This window comes from Yoonia sp. SS1-5 (assembly GCF_038443705.2).
Classification (GTDB): Bacteria; Pseudomonadota; Alphaproteobacteria; order Rhodobacterales; family Rhodobacteraceae; genus Yoonia; species Yoonia rhodophyticola.
Genome location: NZ_CP151767.2, coordinates 390,236 through 404,958, shown reverse-complemented (window position 1 = coordinate 404,958; position 14,723 = coordinate 390,236). Strand labels below are relative to the sequence as shown.

Here is a 14,723-nt window from a genome sequence, read left to right as displayed (position 1 = left end):
GATCGACATCAAGAATTTGTGGTCGGCTCTTGCACAACCCCAAGACTGGCTTTACCGGTGGCGCCATGGAAAATATGCCTCATGAACGCCTTCTGATCATTGATTTCGGCAGCCAGGTGACGCAATTGATCGCCCGTCGTCTGCGCGAACTCAGCGTCTATTGCGAAATTCACCCGTATCAAAATGTCACCGCCGAATGGCTGCATGATTTTGCGCCCAAGGCGGTGATCCTGTCCGGCGGCCCCGACAGCGTGACCCGCGAGGGATCGCCCCGCGCGCCGCAGGCCGTGTTCGACATGGGCGTGCCGGTTCTTGGCATCTGCTATGGCCAGCAAACCATGATGACCCAGCTGGGCGGCAAGGTTGTCCGTGGCGAAGGCACGGCAGAGTTTGGCCGGGCCTATGTCAAACCCGAGGGGAAACTGACGCTGTTAGATGGCTGGTTTGCCACCGACAAAGAGCAGGTCTGGATGAGCCATGGCGACCATGTCTCTGAAATCGCGCCGGGATTTGCCGTTTATGGCACCTCGCCCAATGCCCCCTTTGCGATCACGGCCGATGTCGCCCGGAACTTTTATGCGGTGCAGTTTCACCCCGAAGTCCATCACACGCCCAATGGCGCGAAACTGTACGAGAATTTCGTCCGGCTTGCCGGGTTCAAGGGTGACTGGACAATGGGTGCCTACCGCGAACAGGCGATTGCCGCCATCCGCGAGCAGGTCGGCGATGCCCATGTGATTTGCGCGCTATCCGGCGGGGTCGATAGCTCTGTCGCGGCGGCATTGATTCACGAGGCCGTTGGCGACCAGCTGACATGCGTTTTTGTTGACCACGGTCTGCTGCGCCTGAACGAGGCCGAAGAGGTTGTGGGCATGTTCCGCGACCACATGAACCTGCATGTGATCCACGCGCAGGAGCAGGACCTGTTTCTGGGCGAGCTGGAAGGTGTCAGCGACCCCGAAAACAAGCGCAAGATCATCGGCAAATTGTTCATCGACGTGTTTCAGAAATACGCCAACGGGATCGAGGGTGCGGCGTTTCTGGCGCAAGGCACGCTATACCCCGATGTCATCGAAAGTGTCAGCTTTTCCGGCGGTCCATCGGTGACGATCAAGTCGCACCACAATGTTGGCGGCCTTCCCGAAAAGATGGGTTTGAAGCTTGTCGAACCGCTGCGCGAGCTGTTCAAGGACGAAGTGCGCGCCCTGGGCCGCGAGTTGGGGTTGCCCGCAAGTTTCATTGGCCGGCACCCGTTCCCCGGCCCCGGTCTGGCGATCCGCTGCCCGGGTGAAATCACCCGCGAAAAGCTCGAAATCCTGCGCAAGGCAGATGCGGTCTATATTGACCAGATCCGCAAGCATGGGCTTTACGATGATATCTGGCAGGCCTTTGTTGCGATCCTGCCGGTGCGCACAGTGGGCGTGATGGGCGATGGGCGCACATATGATTTTGCCTGCGCCTTGCGGGCGGTGACGTCAGTCGATGGCATGACGGCGGACTACTATCCGTTCAGCCATGAGTTTCTGGGCGAAACGGCAACGCGGATCATCAATGAGGTCCCGGGCATCAACCGCGTGACCTATGATATTACCAGCAAACCACCCGGCACGATCGAGTGGGAATAATCAAGTTGGACGCAACAGATTGTCATTCACGAATTGCTGGCTGCTGGTCAGCAGATCGCGCCGGTCGCCGCTTCCCATAAACCGATAAAACGGTGTTTGGGTCCAGGCCAGCTCGGCAGCGGCCCTGTTCTGGGCCTGACGTCTTTCCTCCATCCAACTGCGCAATGCATCCCCGCGCAACGTCTCGGGCGTGCCGGCGATCCGGTCCAATGCGGCGTTCAGCGTACCGGCACTTGCGGTGCTGCCGCCGCTGGCGTCAACAAGCACGGGCAGGACGGATGTCGCGATCTTGCCGCCAATCGCACCAAGAAGCGCCTCGGCCCCCTGCCCGCCGATTTCCTGCACAAGTTGACTGCGCAGGGTTTCGGTAAAGGGTCGCGTGTTCTGGCCGGGCGTCAGATACGCAAGGGCCGCATTACGCACGACGGTATTGGTTGTGTTATGCATGTAAAAGACGACCTGCGCCGCCCGGCCCGCACTGGGCGGAAGGGACAGCAGGCTTGAGGTAAAGGCGAAATTGGCGCTGGCCAATCCCGCAATTGCGCTGCCGGTATCCTGCCATGTGCCAACCCCCTGGAACACGCTGCCCCCCAGCCGGGCCAGCATCGCACCGCCCAGCGACAGCCCGCCTGATGCGGCGGCCGCCGGAATGCAGCACATAAAGATGATCCCCGAGATATCGCGGGTCAATTGCAACCCGGTGACGATGTTCTCGCCCAAGGTCACATTCTCGTTGACCCGGTGCATGTTATGGCTTGTCACCCGGCGAAACCGGGCCTGCGCCTGTTCCTGCAGCCGGGGAATATCCTCGTATTTCGCGGCCAGCATCCGCACCCCGTCACTGCCATCCGCGATCAGCCTTGCGCTGAAGGCGGCACCTTCTTCGTCGTAATAGCGCTCTCTGAACCGGCGAAACTTGTCTGCGTCGAAACGCATCTCTTGCATGTCGCTGCTATCAGTCACGACCCGAAGCGCGGTCATCCGGGCCCTCGCCTGCGCCCATTGCCGCAGGATTTGTAGGCATCCTTCGTAGTCGATCTGCCATTCGACGCCCGCGCCATCAATAAATGTTGTCATTGCAAAAACCTTTTATCCGAAAAATCCGAACGCTTTGTGTAATCCCTTTACTAAACATCAATACCACATCGTCCGACAGTCACGAAAACCGGTAGTTAACCCGGCCGATATGCGGCCACGACCAAGGCCGACGACAGCTCGCCCACCGTGCAGGCGGCCAGATCGCCGCCCTGCCCGCGCTGAAACCACAGATCGCGTTCGGCCAGTCCGATGCTGACCTGTGGCCCAATCCGCAGCGGATTGCGCCCCCAATGGGTGCCGTCAAATGGCTCGGCCACCAGCCAGTCCTGCAAGCTGCCCGGTGGCAGGCCTGCTTCGTGAAACAGAAACCCCGCGATACAATCAACCTGCCGGGCAACCAGACCGCGCAGCATATCTTCTTCGTCTCGGCGGGCGGTGATCTGGGCCAGGGCAAAATCGGCGACACCATGCCGGACCTGAATGGCATGCCCATAGCTATGGGCGACAAGATAGGCGGCTTGCGGTAAGGCGGCCGCGGCGCGGCTAAGATAAATGAGATTGGCCGAGGTGCAGTAGGCAACCTGATTATTCACATGCGCATCCGCCCCGCAATTGCCCCCAATCGCATCAACCGGGCTGACCTGCGGCAGGCGCGCAAACGCGCCCTGTGCGGCATCTGATATTGCCGCAACCGGATCAGCGGCGACCTGACCTGCAAGAAACGAGACGATGACGGCTAGTCGCATGAACTGATCCTTTTGCAGCGCTTGCCAAGCCTTGCAAATCCCGCGTGGAAAGTCACTACTCGGCCCATGTTACGCCCATTGATCATCGCCATATGTCTGCCCGTTGCGGCACTTGCCGATCCACTGCCCGCGCTGATCTGCCAGGGAACGGCACCGGACTGGACGCTGGAGCTGACCGACACGCAGGCCCGCTTTGATTTCCGCGGGCTTTCCGAAATGGACATCCCCCAGCGGGCGCAGGCCCAAGGGCGCGACTGGCCCTGGGCCCTGACGCTGATCGGGCCGCGTGACAGTGCCATTGCGATCATTGACGCAAGGCAATGCAACACCACGAATTATGCCGCGCATGTGCTGACCCAACAGGGCGAAGTGCCCATCATGTTGACCGGCTGCTGCAGCCCCGCCCCGTGAGCCACGTTCTGATTGCAGCGCTCTGGATGATCGGCGCGATTGTGGCCTTTACCGGCATGGCCGTGGCCGGGCGGGCCGTCAGCATTGAACTCGATACGTTTGAAATCATGCTCTATCGCAGCATCACGGGGATCATCACAGTTTTGATCATCGGTTGGATGGCCGGGACGTTGGGACAGATCCGTCGGCAGCGGCTTGGATTGCACGCGACCCGCAATATCTTTCATTTCGCGGGGCAGAACCTTTGGTTCTATGCCATCGCGGTGATCCCGTTGGCGCAAGTCTTTGCATTGGAATTTACAACGCCGGTCTGGGTCATCCTGTTGTCACCACTCATCCTGCGGGAAAAGCTGACAAAGGTTGGCCTGCTATCGGCTGCAATCGGTTTTTGCGGGGTCCTGATCGTGGCCCGGCCCGACCCCGGCAATATCAGCCCCGGGCTGATTGCGGCAGCGGGGTGTGCGATCTTCTTTGCCTTGACCGCGATCTTTACGCGCAAACTGACCCGAACCGAGACGATCACATGCATCATGTTCTACCTGACCGTGATGCAGGCGATCTTTGGACTGATCTGCGCCGGCCTTGACGGCGAAATCGCGACACCGTCGCAAGCAGCGTTGCCCTGGGTCGTGGTCATCGGCTTTGCCGGTCTGACGGCCCATTTCTGCCTGACCAAAGCGCTGAGCATCGCGCCCGCCAGCATCGTGATGCCCATTGATTTTGTGCGCCTGCCGACCATCGCGATTGTCGGAATGCTGCTTTACCAAGAGCCCATTGATCTGCTGGTATTTGTGGGGGCCGCATTGATCTTTGGGGCGAATTACCTCAACATAACACAATCTAGGGTGGGCTAAGCCAGACGCTATTGTAAATTTGTGACGCCGCGGCGCAGGCCGCGTTCTGACGTGGCGTCATTAATTGACCTAAAGGTTAGGCGCTCTCTAAGCTGATCTGCACAGAAAATATTCATGACAGGGATGAGGACATGAAAAACGTTATGACGGCAGGCGCAGCGCTGCTGCTGACAACGAGCATCGCAAGCGCCGGGGGGATTGATCGGACAGGCAATCCATATTCTGTATTGTTCGAAGATGGGAATTACGCCCAGTTATCTTTCAGTTCTGTCATGCCCGAAGTCTCAGGTGACTATCCGGCAACATTTGGTGGCGGATCCACGGATAATATGGCCGAAAGTTATCTGTCATTTGGCGCGGCCGTGAAATATGCGGTGACCAGCGACCTTGATGTTGCCCTGTTCATCACTCAGCCATACGGCGCAGATGCAAGTTATGAAGCAGGCGCGTATACAGGTCTTGCCGCTGAATGGAACAGCACGCAGCTTTCTGTTTTGGGTAAGTTCAAAGCAGCTGAAGGTGTTTCCCTCTATGGTGGCCTGTCGATTGTTCAGTCGGATGCCGAAATTACAATTCCCGCTGCGTTGGCATCTGCGGCAGCAGGCGCGCCGACCCCGGAATATACAGCCCAGGCAAGTTCCGATGTTCAGGTCGGATATGTCGTGGGGGCCGCCTACGAGCGCCCTGAAATTGCGCTGCGGGTCGCCTTGACCTATGAAAGCGGTGTCACACATGAATTCGACACAGAAGAGGCTGTCGGCGGTGCGACCCAATTGGAGAGCGAAACAGAAATTCAACTGCCACAGGCGGTAACGCTGGATTTCCAATCCGGCATTGCGGAAGACACGTTGCTATTTGGGTCGATCCGCTGGGCGGAATGGTCGGTTTGGGAAGTACGCCCTGCCTTCTACGAGGGTGCCACTGGCGACCGCGTAACAGGTATTGATGATGACGTCGTCACGTACCGTGCCGGACTTGGACGCCGCATCAATGATGATCTTTCTGTTTTTGGGCGGATCACGTTTGAGGACGGCACAGGTGGCGTTGCATCGCGCTTGGCCCCAACAGATGGAACAACGAGCTTCGGCGTTGGCGGCAGCTACACCATGAACGATGTAGAATTCACCGGTGGCGTGGAATACGCGCTTTTGGGTGATGCGACAGACTCTGCCGGTGTTGAGTTCACTGATAATTCTGCAATCGCAGTCGGCCTCACTGTTGGCTATAACTTTTAAATCGGCTCTGTGTCGATTGAGGAACCCCGCCCTTACCGGCGGGGTTTTTTTATCTCCTTCGACATGATCCGGGTTGCCTTTCCGACGGTGCAGGGGTGATGTCACCACATGAGCCCCGTCCAGAAAACCATCTCGTCGCGCGCATGGGCCGAATTGCTTTTGCTCTCGCTGATCTGGGGGGCGTCTTTCCTGTCGATCCGCATCGCGCTGGACGAAATCGGCCCGTTGACAGCGGTGGCGCATCGTACCGGTTGGGCCATGCTGATCCTTTGGGCCTATGTCGCCTTTCGTCGTCTGCCACTGCCACGCGCCCCACGGATCTGGGGGGCGTTTCTGGTCATGGGGCTGCTGAACAACGCGATCCCGTTCAGCCTCATGGCCTGGGGACAGTTGCATATTGAGACAGGCCTCACGTCTATCCTGAACGCAGCAACTGCCATTTTCGGTGTTATCGCGGCGGCCCTGTTTCTCGCGGATGAGCGGTTGACCGCCCGCAAAGCTGTGGGCGTTGCCTTGGGCTTTTTGGGGGTGGCGACCGCCATCGGGCTATCCGCATTGACGCAGTTTGACATCCGCTCGCTTGGGCAGATTGCCGTGATTGCCGGCACGGTCAGCTATGCCGTGGCCGGCGTCTGGGCGCGCCGGACGCTGGCCGGCCTGTCACCCCAAGTGGCGGCCGCGGGCATGTTGACCGGATCAAGCCTGATCACCCTACCGGTTGCGTGGTTTGTCGAAGGGCCCATCAGCCTGTCGCTGATGCCGCAGACATGGGCCGCGATTGCGTATTATGCGATCATCGCAACGGCATTGGCCTACCTGCTCTACTACCGGGTGCTGGCCATGGCGGGCAGTGGGAACCTGATGCTTTGCACCCTGCTGGTCGCCCCGGTCGCAATCGTGCTGGGGGCGATTGTTCTGGGTGAGGCGCTGCCCGCCCGCGCCTATGCCGGATTTGGGCTACTTGCCCTTGGCCTGCTTATTCTTGACGGCCGGCTTTTTCAGAAAATCCACCACCGCCTGCGCCGCGCGTAAACCGGGCGGCGGGCCACCCTGCCCCAACCGGGTCATGGTAGTGGCCATGGCCGCCTGCTGGGCGCCGGGATTGTCCAGCAGCTCCAGCACGGCGCGCGCAATCGGTTCGGGCTGGCAGGCCGCCCCAATGAATTCTGGTATCACCCGCGTTTCGCTGACCAGATTGACCAGCGTCACCGTGTCCACCTTGAGCATGCGGCTGATGATCACCCGGCTAAGCCAGGCCATATCATAGGCAATCACCATCGGTGTCGCATTCGCGGCCAGTTCAAGCGAGACGGTGCCGGACGCAGCCAGCGCGACATCCGCCCGCTTGAAAAAGGCCGCACGCCGCGCATCACCCGGCGCCAGAACAGTCACAGGCACTGTCCAGCCGCCAACACGCGTCTGCACCAGATCATACACGCCCTGCGTGGTTGGTATGACAAACCGGGCGGCGGGCCGTTCCTTGGCAATCAGGGCGGCCGCCTCGCCAAACCGATCCGCAAGACGCGACACCTCGCCCTTGCGGCTTCCAGGCAGAAGCATCACCACCGGATCCGCGATTGCCAGTTCTGCGACGGCTGCCGCGCTGGCCACCGGTTCGGCCACAACCGGATGCCCGACGAAATCGCATCCCATCCCAGCGGCCTGCATATAGGGCGGCTCGAACGGAAAGAGGGCAAGCACGTGGTCAATATGCTGGGCCATCTTTGCAGCCCGGCCCGCGCGCCAGGCCCAGACCGTTGGGGCGACGTAATGCACGGTTGGAATGTCGCTGACGGCTTTGACAAGACGGGCGACCCGCAAGCAGAAATCGGGGCTATCAATGGTGATCAGAACATCAGGCCGACTTGCCACAATCGCCTCGGCCATCTGCCGGATCCGGGCCTTCAACGCCCGGTATTTCGGCAGGATTTCAGCAAGCCCCATGACCGACAACTCATCCATCGGAAACCGGCTGACCAATCCTTCGGCCTGCATCAGCGGGCCGCCGACCCCGTCAAAAGGGACATCGCCTTGCAATGCCTTGAGCCCCGCCATCATCGCCGCACCCAGCTTGTCGCCCGACGGTTCGCCCGCGATCACGAAGACCCTCATGTGTCACCCCTTGGACGGACCCAGAGAAACAGACCTGCCGCATCAAGCGCTTGCACGACATCGGCGCGGTGCAGGACCATGACACCGCCCGCCTCAACCACGATACCGGCAAGGCCGGCACGCGCGGCACGGCGCGCCGTGCCCGGCCCGATAACCGGCAAGTCAGCGCGCCGATCCTGCCCTGGCTTGGGGGCCTTGAACAGGATCGCGCCCCCCGCGTCGGGCCTGTCGACCGCCGGGCCGACCAGCCAGTCCGCAACCGTGTCAAACATATCCGATGCGACGTCGGTCACCGTGTCCAGCACGTCACCCGTTGGGTCCGGGGTCTGCGGAAGGATGAACCGATCCAGCATTGCATCTGTGCCATCTTGCCCCTCGGTTGCGACCGGTGCTGCCGCACGGATCAGACAGGCCTGCCCGACATCGGCGACCCCCATGGCCGCTACACATTCCTGCCCGCGCGCGGCGTCATCTTCATGCGGGGGTTGCGGCTGTGCCTGCGTCAGGACACCGGGTTCCGGCAGCAGCGCAGGTGCGATCTGATGGGCGGCAACGATGGCAAACCCCTGATCTTCCAGAAGTGCGATGATGCCGCGCAAGGCGCCGTCATCCCCCTTTGACATTGCCGATTGCAAAAGCGGGATCAGCGGTTTGGTTGCGTCATCTATGGCAGCGGGGTCAATCACCGGGCGGGTGACCGCGCCCGCCATGCAGATCCGGGTGACACCGCGGGCCTTGAGTTCGGCAAGAAAAGATCCCAGATGCTCAAGCCGAAAGGCCAGATCAGGCGCAAGCGCAGGCTCAAATCCGGCAAGCGCGCAGATCAAGGGGCGCGGTGTGGCATGCTGCACCAATTGCGTCGGCAGGTCGCCTGTTCCTGCAATCAATGCAAGCATCAGCCCGGCGTCAGGAAATTGCGATCTGTGTCGCCAAGAATAAAGGCAACCATCTGCTGCACATAAGCGCTGTCACTTTCATCGGCGAGGCGGCGGGCGCGGTCCTGAAAGGTCCCCTCGCCATCCTTGAGCATCTGAAACGCGGCCCGTAATGCGGTGATGTCGCTGCGGGCCACACCTTTGCGTTTGAGCCCGACAAGGTTCAACCCGTCCAGCTCGCCCCGCGGGGCCTGTACAAGACCGTGCGGGACAACATCCTTGGTCACCATTGTGACGGCGCCAATAATCGCACCCTGCCCGATCCGGACAAACTGGTGCACGCCGCACAGGCCGCCAACGATTACGTCGTCTTCCAGAATGCAGTGACCGGCAATCGCGGTGGAATTCACGATGATGACGCGGTCCCCGATCTGCGCGTCATGGGCGATATGGCAACCGGCCATAAACAACCCGTCATCGCCGATCCGGGTCACACCGCCGCCACCGGCCGTGCCGATATTCATCGTGACATGTTCGCGGATCCGGTTGCGCGCACCGATCCGCAATTGCGACTTCTCGCCGCCGAACTTCAAATCCTGCGGGATTTCACCAATCACCGCAAATGGAAAAACTTCGGTCTCTTCACCGATATGGGTATCGCCTTCGATCACCACATGGCTTTTCAGGGTCACCCGGTCGGCCAGAACAACATCCGGCCCGATCACGCAGAAGGGGCCAATCCTGCAATCGGCACCAATCACGGCCGTATCCGCGATCACGGCGGAAGGGTGGATGTCAGCGGTCAATCCTGCATATCCATCATAGCGGTGAACTCTGCCTCGGCGGCCATTTCACCCTCGACCCTGGCAACGCCCTTAAAGCGCCAGACCTTGCCACCGGGCTTGCCGCGCGTTGTTTCGACATGCATTTCCAGAACGTCACCCGGCACGACCTTGCGGCGGAATTTGCAGCCGTCAATCGCCATGAAATAGACCAGCAAATTACCCTCTGTCAGGCCAAGCGAGGCCCCGACCATGACCGCCGTCGTCTGTGCCATGGCTTCGACGATTGTCACACCCGGCATGATCGGATTGCCGGGAAAATGGCCCTGAAAATGCGGCTCGTTCATGGTGACATTCTTGATCCCGATGGCCGAGGCTGTCCCATTAATGCTGTGAACTTTGTCAACCAACAGAAAGGGATAGCGATGCGGAAGTATCTTCTGGATGAGGTGAATGTCAGCCTCTGTGACCGGGTCGGACATGCGCGGACGCTCCTTATTGCTGATGCGGGTCTGCGCCGCGTTCGAAATCAGTACCAAGCGCGCGCGCAACGGGCAAGCGTCCGCTACTGCGAACCGTCCCCCAATTGCGCATCAATCCGGGTGATCACGTCATCGGTAATGTTGGCCGCGCGTACGGATAGAATGACATTGCGCTGTTCCATGACCATCAACGCGTTTCGTTCCAGCATGATATTGGCGACGATACCCTGCACGCGTTCCTCAAACCGGGACCGGGCCTCGGCGCTTGCGACCTGCAATTCCTGGTTCTTGGCGTCGCGGGTCCGGCGCAACTCCTGCACCTTTTCGTCAAAGGCATCGGCCTCCTGGCGGAATAGCTCGGGCGTCATTTCGGCCCGCTGCTCTGTCAGGGCCAGTTCCTCTTCGCGGAGTTGTTCAGCGATGGCGTCATTCTCGGATTGCAGCTGGCTGACCTGAGCTGCCAGATCTTCTGCGATGCTGCGCCCGTAAAGCGTTTCAAGATAGACGCGGTCGCTGTCCACGATCAGGATTTGCGGCGCCGGCTCTTGCTGCGCTGCTGCTGGCAGGCAAAGCACCAGCAACAGCGCTATGGCGCCCCAGATGCGCATCAGAAACTGGTCGAGATCGTCACGTCAAAGGATTTCGGATTGTCGCGTTCCTGCACGTCGATTTCTTCTGTGAAGTTAAACCGCAACGGGCCGATCGGTGTTGTCCAGAAGATGGACACACCCGCAATCGTCCGCGTGATCGGCTCGTCATACAGAACGTTCGCCGTACCGGTTTCGCCAACATCCCAGACTGTCCCGTGATCAAGAAAGACCCCACCCGAGATCCCGTATTCGCTTGGCAAACCAAGCGGGAATTCCGCCTCAAGCCGGGCAACCGCAAAGCTGTTCCCGCCAAGCGCATCATCGGTATCTTCGTCGCGAGGGCCAACGCCGCCGGCCTCAAACCCGCGCAACAACCTGCTGCCAAGGAAGAAGCGGTCGGTGACACGGCTGCTGCCATCCTGATACCGCAGGTTCCCGCCCTCAAGCGTGGCGCGCAGTGTCACTTCTTCGTTCAGGATTTTTGTCTCTGCCCCGGCAAGCGCTGTCGTCTTGATGAACTGCGTGTCGCCAAAGCCGAATTCCTGCCCGAACCGCAACAGCACACCTGCATTGGGGTTCAAACCGGTCCGACGGGTATCAAAGCTATAGGTGTAGCCGATAGATCCGTTGGTGACCTTGCCCTGTGCGGCCTCGTCCTGAATGATCTGGCTGGCATCGCCCGATACATCGGTCAAATCGGTGAACTCATAGGCGCCAAACACCTGCAAACGCCCATTTTCACTGACCGGGAAGCTGAGCGATGGGCTGATCCGGAAGGTTTCAGTGTCATAAAGCGCGTTTTCATTGTCCGTTGTCCGGTATGACAAATCTATGCCAAAGCGCAGGTCGCGGCCCAGAAACTGCGGCTCGGTAAACCCGAAGGCTAGGCGCCGGTTGCTTTCCGCAGTCGAGACCTGAAAGTTCAGGCGCTGACCGCGTCCCTGAAAATTGCTCTGCCGGTAAGAGGCCACAAGACCCGCGCCGGTATCGCTGTTGTAGTTTGCGCCAAATGTCAGGGTGCCTGTCGGGCCTTCCTCGACATCCACATCAATAATGACCTGGCTGGGCGATGATCCCTGACGCGCATCAACAGCGGCATTCTGAAAGAAGCCCAGTCCGCGAATGCGGCGCGCCGCCTCGCGGATTTCGCGCGGATTAAAGGGATCGCCCTCGACCACGCGGAACTGGTTGCGAATGACGCGGTCCAGCGTTGTGCCATTGCCTTCGATATCAATGCGCTCGACAAAGACCCGGCGTCCGGGAACCAGCACATATTCCACGTTCAGTTGCAGCGCCCGGTCGTTGCGGGTGATGCGCGGCTGCACCTCAAGAAAGGTGATGCCCCGCGCCGTTGCGGCACGTTCAATGCGCGAAATATCCGTTTCTATTGGTGCGGGCGAATAGGTGGCACCGGTGCGGACACGGATTTCACGTTCGAAATCCGCCCCATTCACGCCCGGATATTCGCTGCGCACAGACACCCGCCCGAACGAGAATTTCTGCCCCTCACGCACATTGAATGTCACCAGATAGGCGTCGCGTTCACGGGTCAGTGACACATCCACATTCTGCACGACGAAATCCGGATAGCCGCGCGAGCGGTAGAATTCCGTCAGCAATGTGCGGTCACGGGCAATGCGTTCGGGGGAATAGGTATCGCGGGTGATGATCGTGCGCAGCACGCCTGCCTGCTTTGTATCCAGCACGCGGCGCAGGCGCCCCTCGGAAAACGTGCGGTTGCCGATAAAGGAAATGCGTTCAATCTCAGTCACACCGGATTCGGCCACTTCGAACACCAGATCAACACGGTTATCGGACAAACGGATGATCCGCGGTGTCACAACCGCATTGATCCGTCCCTGTTCGGCATAGGCCCGGGTTATCGCAGCCGTGTCCTGCTCGGCCTGAGCGGGATTGTAGACGCGGCGCGGCTGGGATTGCACAAGCGGCAGCAATTGCGCGTCGCGCAGGCGGACATTGCCCTCGATATTGATGCGGTTGATGGTTGGATATTCAACGACATTGATCCGCAAGGTGCGGCCGACGGGCGTGACATCGACACTTTCGAACAGGCCGGATTCGCGGATACTTTGGGCGGCATCGTTCAGTTCGGCAGCCGACAGCGCCTCACCGGGGGAAATGCCCGCAAATGTCAGGATCGTGCCATCCGCGACGCGCTGATTACCTTCGATATTGATCGCGGTGAACGCAAAACTTTGTGCGATCGCTGCGCCGCCCATCGCAGCCAAGACCAGCATGAACCCGATCCGCCGGACAATTCTGCCACATCGTAATGCGGCGCCCCCCACATTGTTTTTCATTATTATCGCCTGTGCTCACAACCCAATTGCCATCGGAGTAGCCCTTATGCGACGTTTTGTCAAAACGAAGAAACGCGCCCAGAGGCGCGTTTTGTGCTTTATTTAGTGATCTGGTGGTTGACTAGCTCAACATCACGTAGGCGCTACTATAAAGCGCGATCATCACGATCACGGCAAAACGCAGCCAGTCCATGTTCATCCGCACAAGCGTTTTGAAACCACGAAATCTGTTTGTCAGTGCTCTTGTTGCGCGTGTCATACCTATCACCTCTCAGCCAAATCGTAACGCCCAAATGCGGCAAAACCGTGGCAAGCCCCTAGGGGCAAAGCAACGTATCGTTTAAAACCGTAAATGACATCAACGACAAAACAAGCGCCAACCCAACAAACATAAAGACCTGAATGGCCCGATCGCTTGGCTTGCGCCGGGCAATCGCCTCGTAGGCGTAAAACATCAGGTGGCCGCCATCCAGAACCGGTATCGGGAACAGGTTGATCAGGCCAACACCGGCTGACAAGGCGGCGATAAACCAGATAAAGCTTTGCGCACCCTGCTCTGCCATAGAGCCGCTGGTTTCCGCGATGCCCACCGGCCCCGACAGGTTACATGTGGAAATCTGTCCGAAAATCACATGCTTGAGCGCTGAAAGCGATGTTGTCGCCGTGAACCACAATTGCTGCGCCCCGATCTGCAGCGCCTCAATCGGGCCAACAAATTCGGTTTGTTCCTCGAAAAACAGCTGGCCCGTAATTCCCATCAGCCAGCGGGTCTCGAACCCGCCTTCCGGCAGTGGCAAGTCCACACGGCGCGGTGACAATGTCACATCAACGGTTTGGCCGTTGCGCCAAAGGGTCAGCGCCAAAGGGGCGCCATCCGCATTCTTGACGATCTCCTGCACCTGGGTGAACGCAAAAACCGGATCGCCGTTGATGGCAGTAATCACGTCGCCCACCTTGATATTGGCGTCATCAGCGGCGGATCGTGGGCTGACACTGGAAACGGCCGTTGGCATCAGGAATGGGCCGTCCACCGTGATCTGATCGCCGCCCCGTTCCACCCGGTAATCCAGCCGCTCTTTCAGCGGCAGCAGATCAACGATGCCGCCTTCGCGGTCCGGATCATCAAACGGGATGCCTTCGACAGACAGCAGGATATCGCCGGTTTGCAGGTCTGTGGCAAAGCTTGGGGGCAAGGGGCGCATTTCACCAAATGTCAGCGGGTCCGCGGATCGGCCCTGCGCCATCATAACGCCGGCAAAGATCAGAATGGCGAGAATGAAATTGAAAATCGGACCCGCCGCAACTGTCGCGGTACGCGCCCATAACGGGGCGCCCAGCATCGTCCGGCGCGCATCTGTTGCCGCGACAGTGCCGTCTGATCCGACGCTGGCCGCATTCGCATCGCCCAGAAACTTGACATAGCCGCCAAGCGGCAAGGCCGCGACCTGCCATTTCGTGCCGCGCCGGTCCATCCGGCTGTAGATCACCGGCCCAAACCCAAGCGAAAAGACTTCCGCATGAATGCCGCACCAGCGCCCGACGATGTAATGGCCATATTCGTGGATCGCGACGATGACCGACAATGCCACGACAAACGCCGCGATCATAAAGGCAAAATTACCAAAGAGCGGCACGAATTGTGTCAGATCCAA

The 14,723-nt window shown here is 59.6% G+C and carries 15 protein-coding genes; 5 read left to right on the top strand and 10 right to left on the bottom strand.

Annotated elements, in window-relative coordinates; all coding sequences use genetic code 11:
- The first annotated feature begins 65 nt into the window (after positions 1-65).
- Entirely contained in the window at positions 66-1,625 is a 1,560-nt protein-coding gene (gene guaA, locus AABB31_RS03500) for a glutamine-hydrolyzing GMP synthase (RefSeq protein ID WP_342075823.1), read from the top strand.
- Here the strand turns inward: guaA and AABB31_RS03495 are convergent, their stop codons facing one another.
- On the bottom strand, positions 1,626-2,702 hold the full coding sequence (locus tag AABB31_RS03495) for a hypothetical protein (RefSeq protein WP_373635432.1): 1,077 nt from the start codon (positions 2,700-2,702) through the stop codon (positions 1,626-1,628).
- 95 nt (positions 2,703-2,797) lie between these two features.
- Entirely contained in the window at positions 2,798-3,409 is a 612-nt protein-coding gene (locus AABB31_RS03490; protein WP_342075826.1) for a hypothetical protein, read from the bottom strand.
- Positions 3,410-3,475: 66 nt separating this feature from the next.
- Between AABB31_RS03490 and AABB31_RS03485 the strand changes: the two genes are divergently transcribed.
- From AABB31_RS03485 to AABB31_RS03470, 4 genes are all read left to right on the top strand, one after another.
- The gene (locus AABB31_RS03485) at positions 3,476-3,820 is read left to right on the top strand and encodes a hypothetical protein (protein WP_342075827.1); all 345 of its coding nucleotides are present in this window, start codon (positions 3,476-3,478) and stop codon (positions 3,818-3,820) included.
- Complete coding sequence (locus AABB31_RS03480) at positions 3,817-4,674, top strand: DMT family transporter (RefSeq protein WP_342075828.1); 858 nt, start codon at positions 3,817-3,819, stop codon at positions 4,672-4,674. The genes AABB31_RS03485 and AABB31_RS03480 overlap by 4 nt, the downstream gene beginning before the upstream one ends.
- Positions 4,675-4,805: 131 nt before the next feature.
- Positions 4,806-5,909, top strand: a complete 1,104-nt coding sequence (locus AABB31_RS03475) for an OmpP1/FadL family transporter (RefSeq protein ID WP_373635431.1) — start codon at positions 4,806-4,808, stop codon at positions 5,907-5,909.
- 108 nt (positions 5,910-6,017) lie between these two features.
- Complete coding sequence (locus AABB31_RS03470; RefSeq protein WP_373635430.1) at positions 6,018-6,941, top strand: DMT family transporter; 924 nt, start codon at positions 6,018-6,020, stop codon at positions 6,939-6,941.
- Here the strand turns inward: AABB31_RS03470 and lpxB are convergent.
- The 8 genes from lpxB to rseP all read right to left on the bottom strand — a co-directional run bounded on the left by lpxB (position 6,867) and on the right by rseP (position 14,723).
- Complete coding sequence (gene lpxB, locus AABB31_RS03465) at positions 6,867-8,021, bottom strand: lipid-A-disaccharide synthase (RefSeq protein WP_342075831.1); 1,155 nt, start codon at positions 8,019-8,021, stop codon at positions 6,867-6,869. The two genes, AABB31_RS03470 and lpxB, sit on opposite strands and share 75 nt — an antisense overlap.
- Entirely contained in the window at positions 8,018-8,917 is a 900-nt protein-coding gene (locus AABB31_RS03460) for a UDP-2,3-diacylglucosamine diphosphatase LpxI domain-containing protein (protein ID WP_342075832.1), read from the bottom strand. The genes lpxB and AABB31_RS03460 overlap by 4 nt, the downstream gene beginning before the upstream one ends.
- Positions 8,917-9,702, bottom strand: a complete 786-nt coding sequence (gene lpxA, locus AABB31_RS03455; RefSeq protein WP_342075833.1) for an acyl-ACP--UDP-N-acetylglucosamine O-acyltransferase — start codon at positions 9,700-9,702, stop codon at positions 8,917-8,919. Before lpxA ends, AABB31_RS03460 begins: the two co-directional genes overlap by 1 nt.
- Positions 9,699-10,160 carry a 3-hydroxyacyl-ACP dehydratase FabZ gene (gene fabZ, locus AABB31_RS03450; protein ID WP_342075834.1) on the bottom strand — a complete coding sequence of 154 codons (462 nt, stop codon included), beginning with the start codon at positions 10,158-10,160 and terminating at the stop codon, positions 9,699-9,701. Before fabZ ends, lpxA begins: the two co-directional genes overlap by 4 nt.
- 83 nt (positions 10,161-10,243) lie before the next feature.
- Positions 10,244-10,768, bottom strand: coding sequence for an OmpH family outer membrane protein (locus tag AABB31_RS03445; RefSeq protein WP_342075835.1), 525 nt, complete (start codon positions 10,766-10,768; stop codon positions 10,244-10,246).
- Entirely contained in the window at positions 10,768-13,071 is a 2,304-nt protein-coding gene (gene bamA / locus AABB31_RS03440) for an outer membrane protein assembly factor BamA (RefSeq protein ID WP_373635429.1), read from the bottom strand. The genes AABB31_RS03445 and bamA overlap by 1 nt, the downstream gene beginning before the upstream one ends.
- A 121-nt stretch (positions 13,072-13,192) precedes the next feature.
- Positions 13,193-13,330: a hypothetical protein gene (locus tag AABB31_RS03435; RefSeq protein ID WP_342075836.1), complete on the bottom strand. Its 138-nt coding sequence runs from the start codon at positions 13,328-13,330 to the stop codon at positions 13,193-13,195.
- A gap of 58 nt (positions 13,331-13,388) precedes the next feature.
- The gene (gene rseP, locus AABB31_RS03430) at positions 13,389-14,723 is read right to left on the bottom strand and encodes an RIP metalloprotease RseP (protein ID WP_373635428.1); all 1,335 of its coding nucleotides are present in this window, start codon (positions 14,721-14,723) and stop codon (positions 13,389-13,391) included.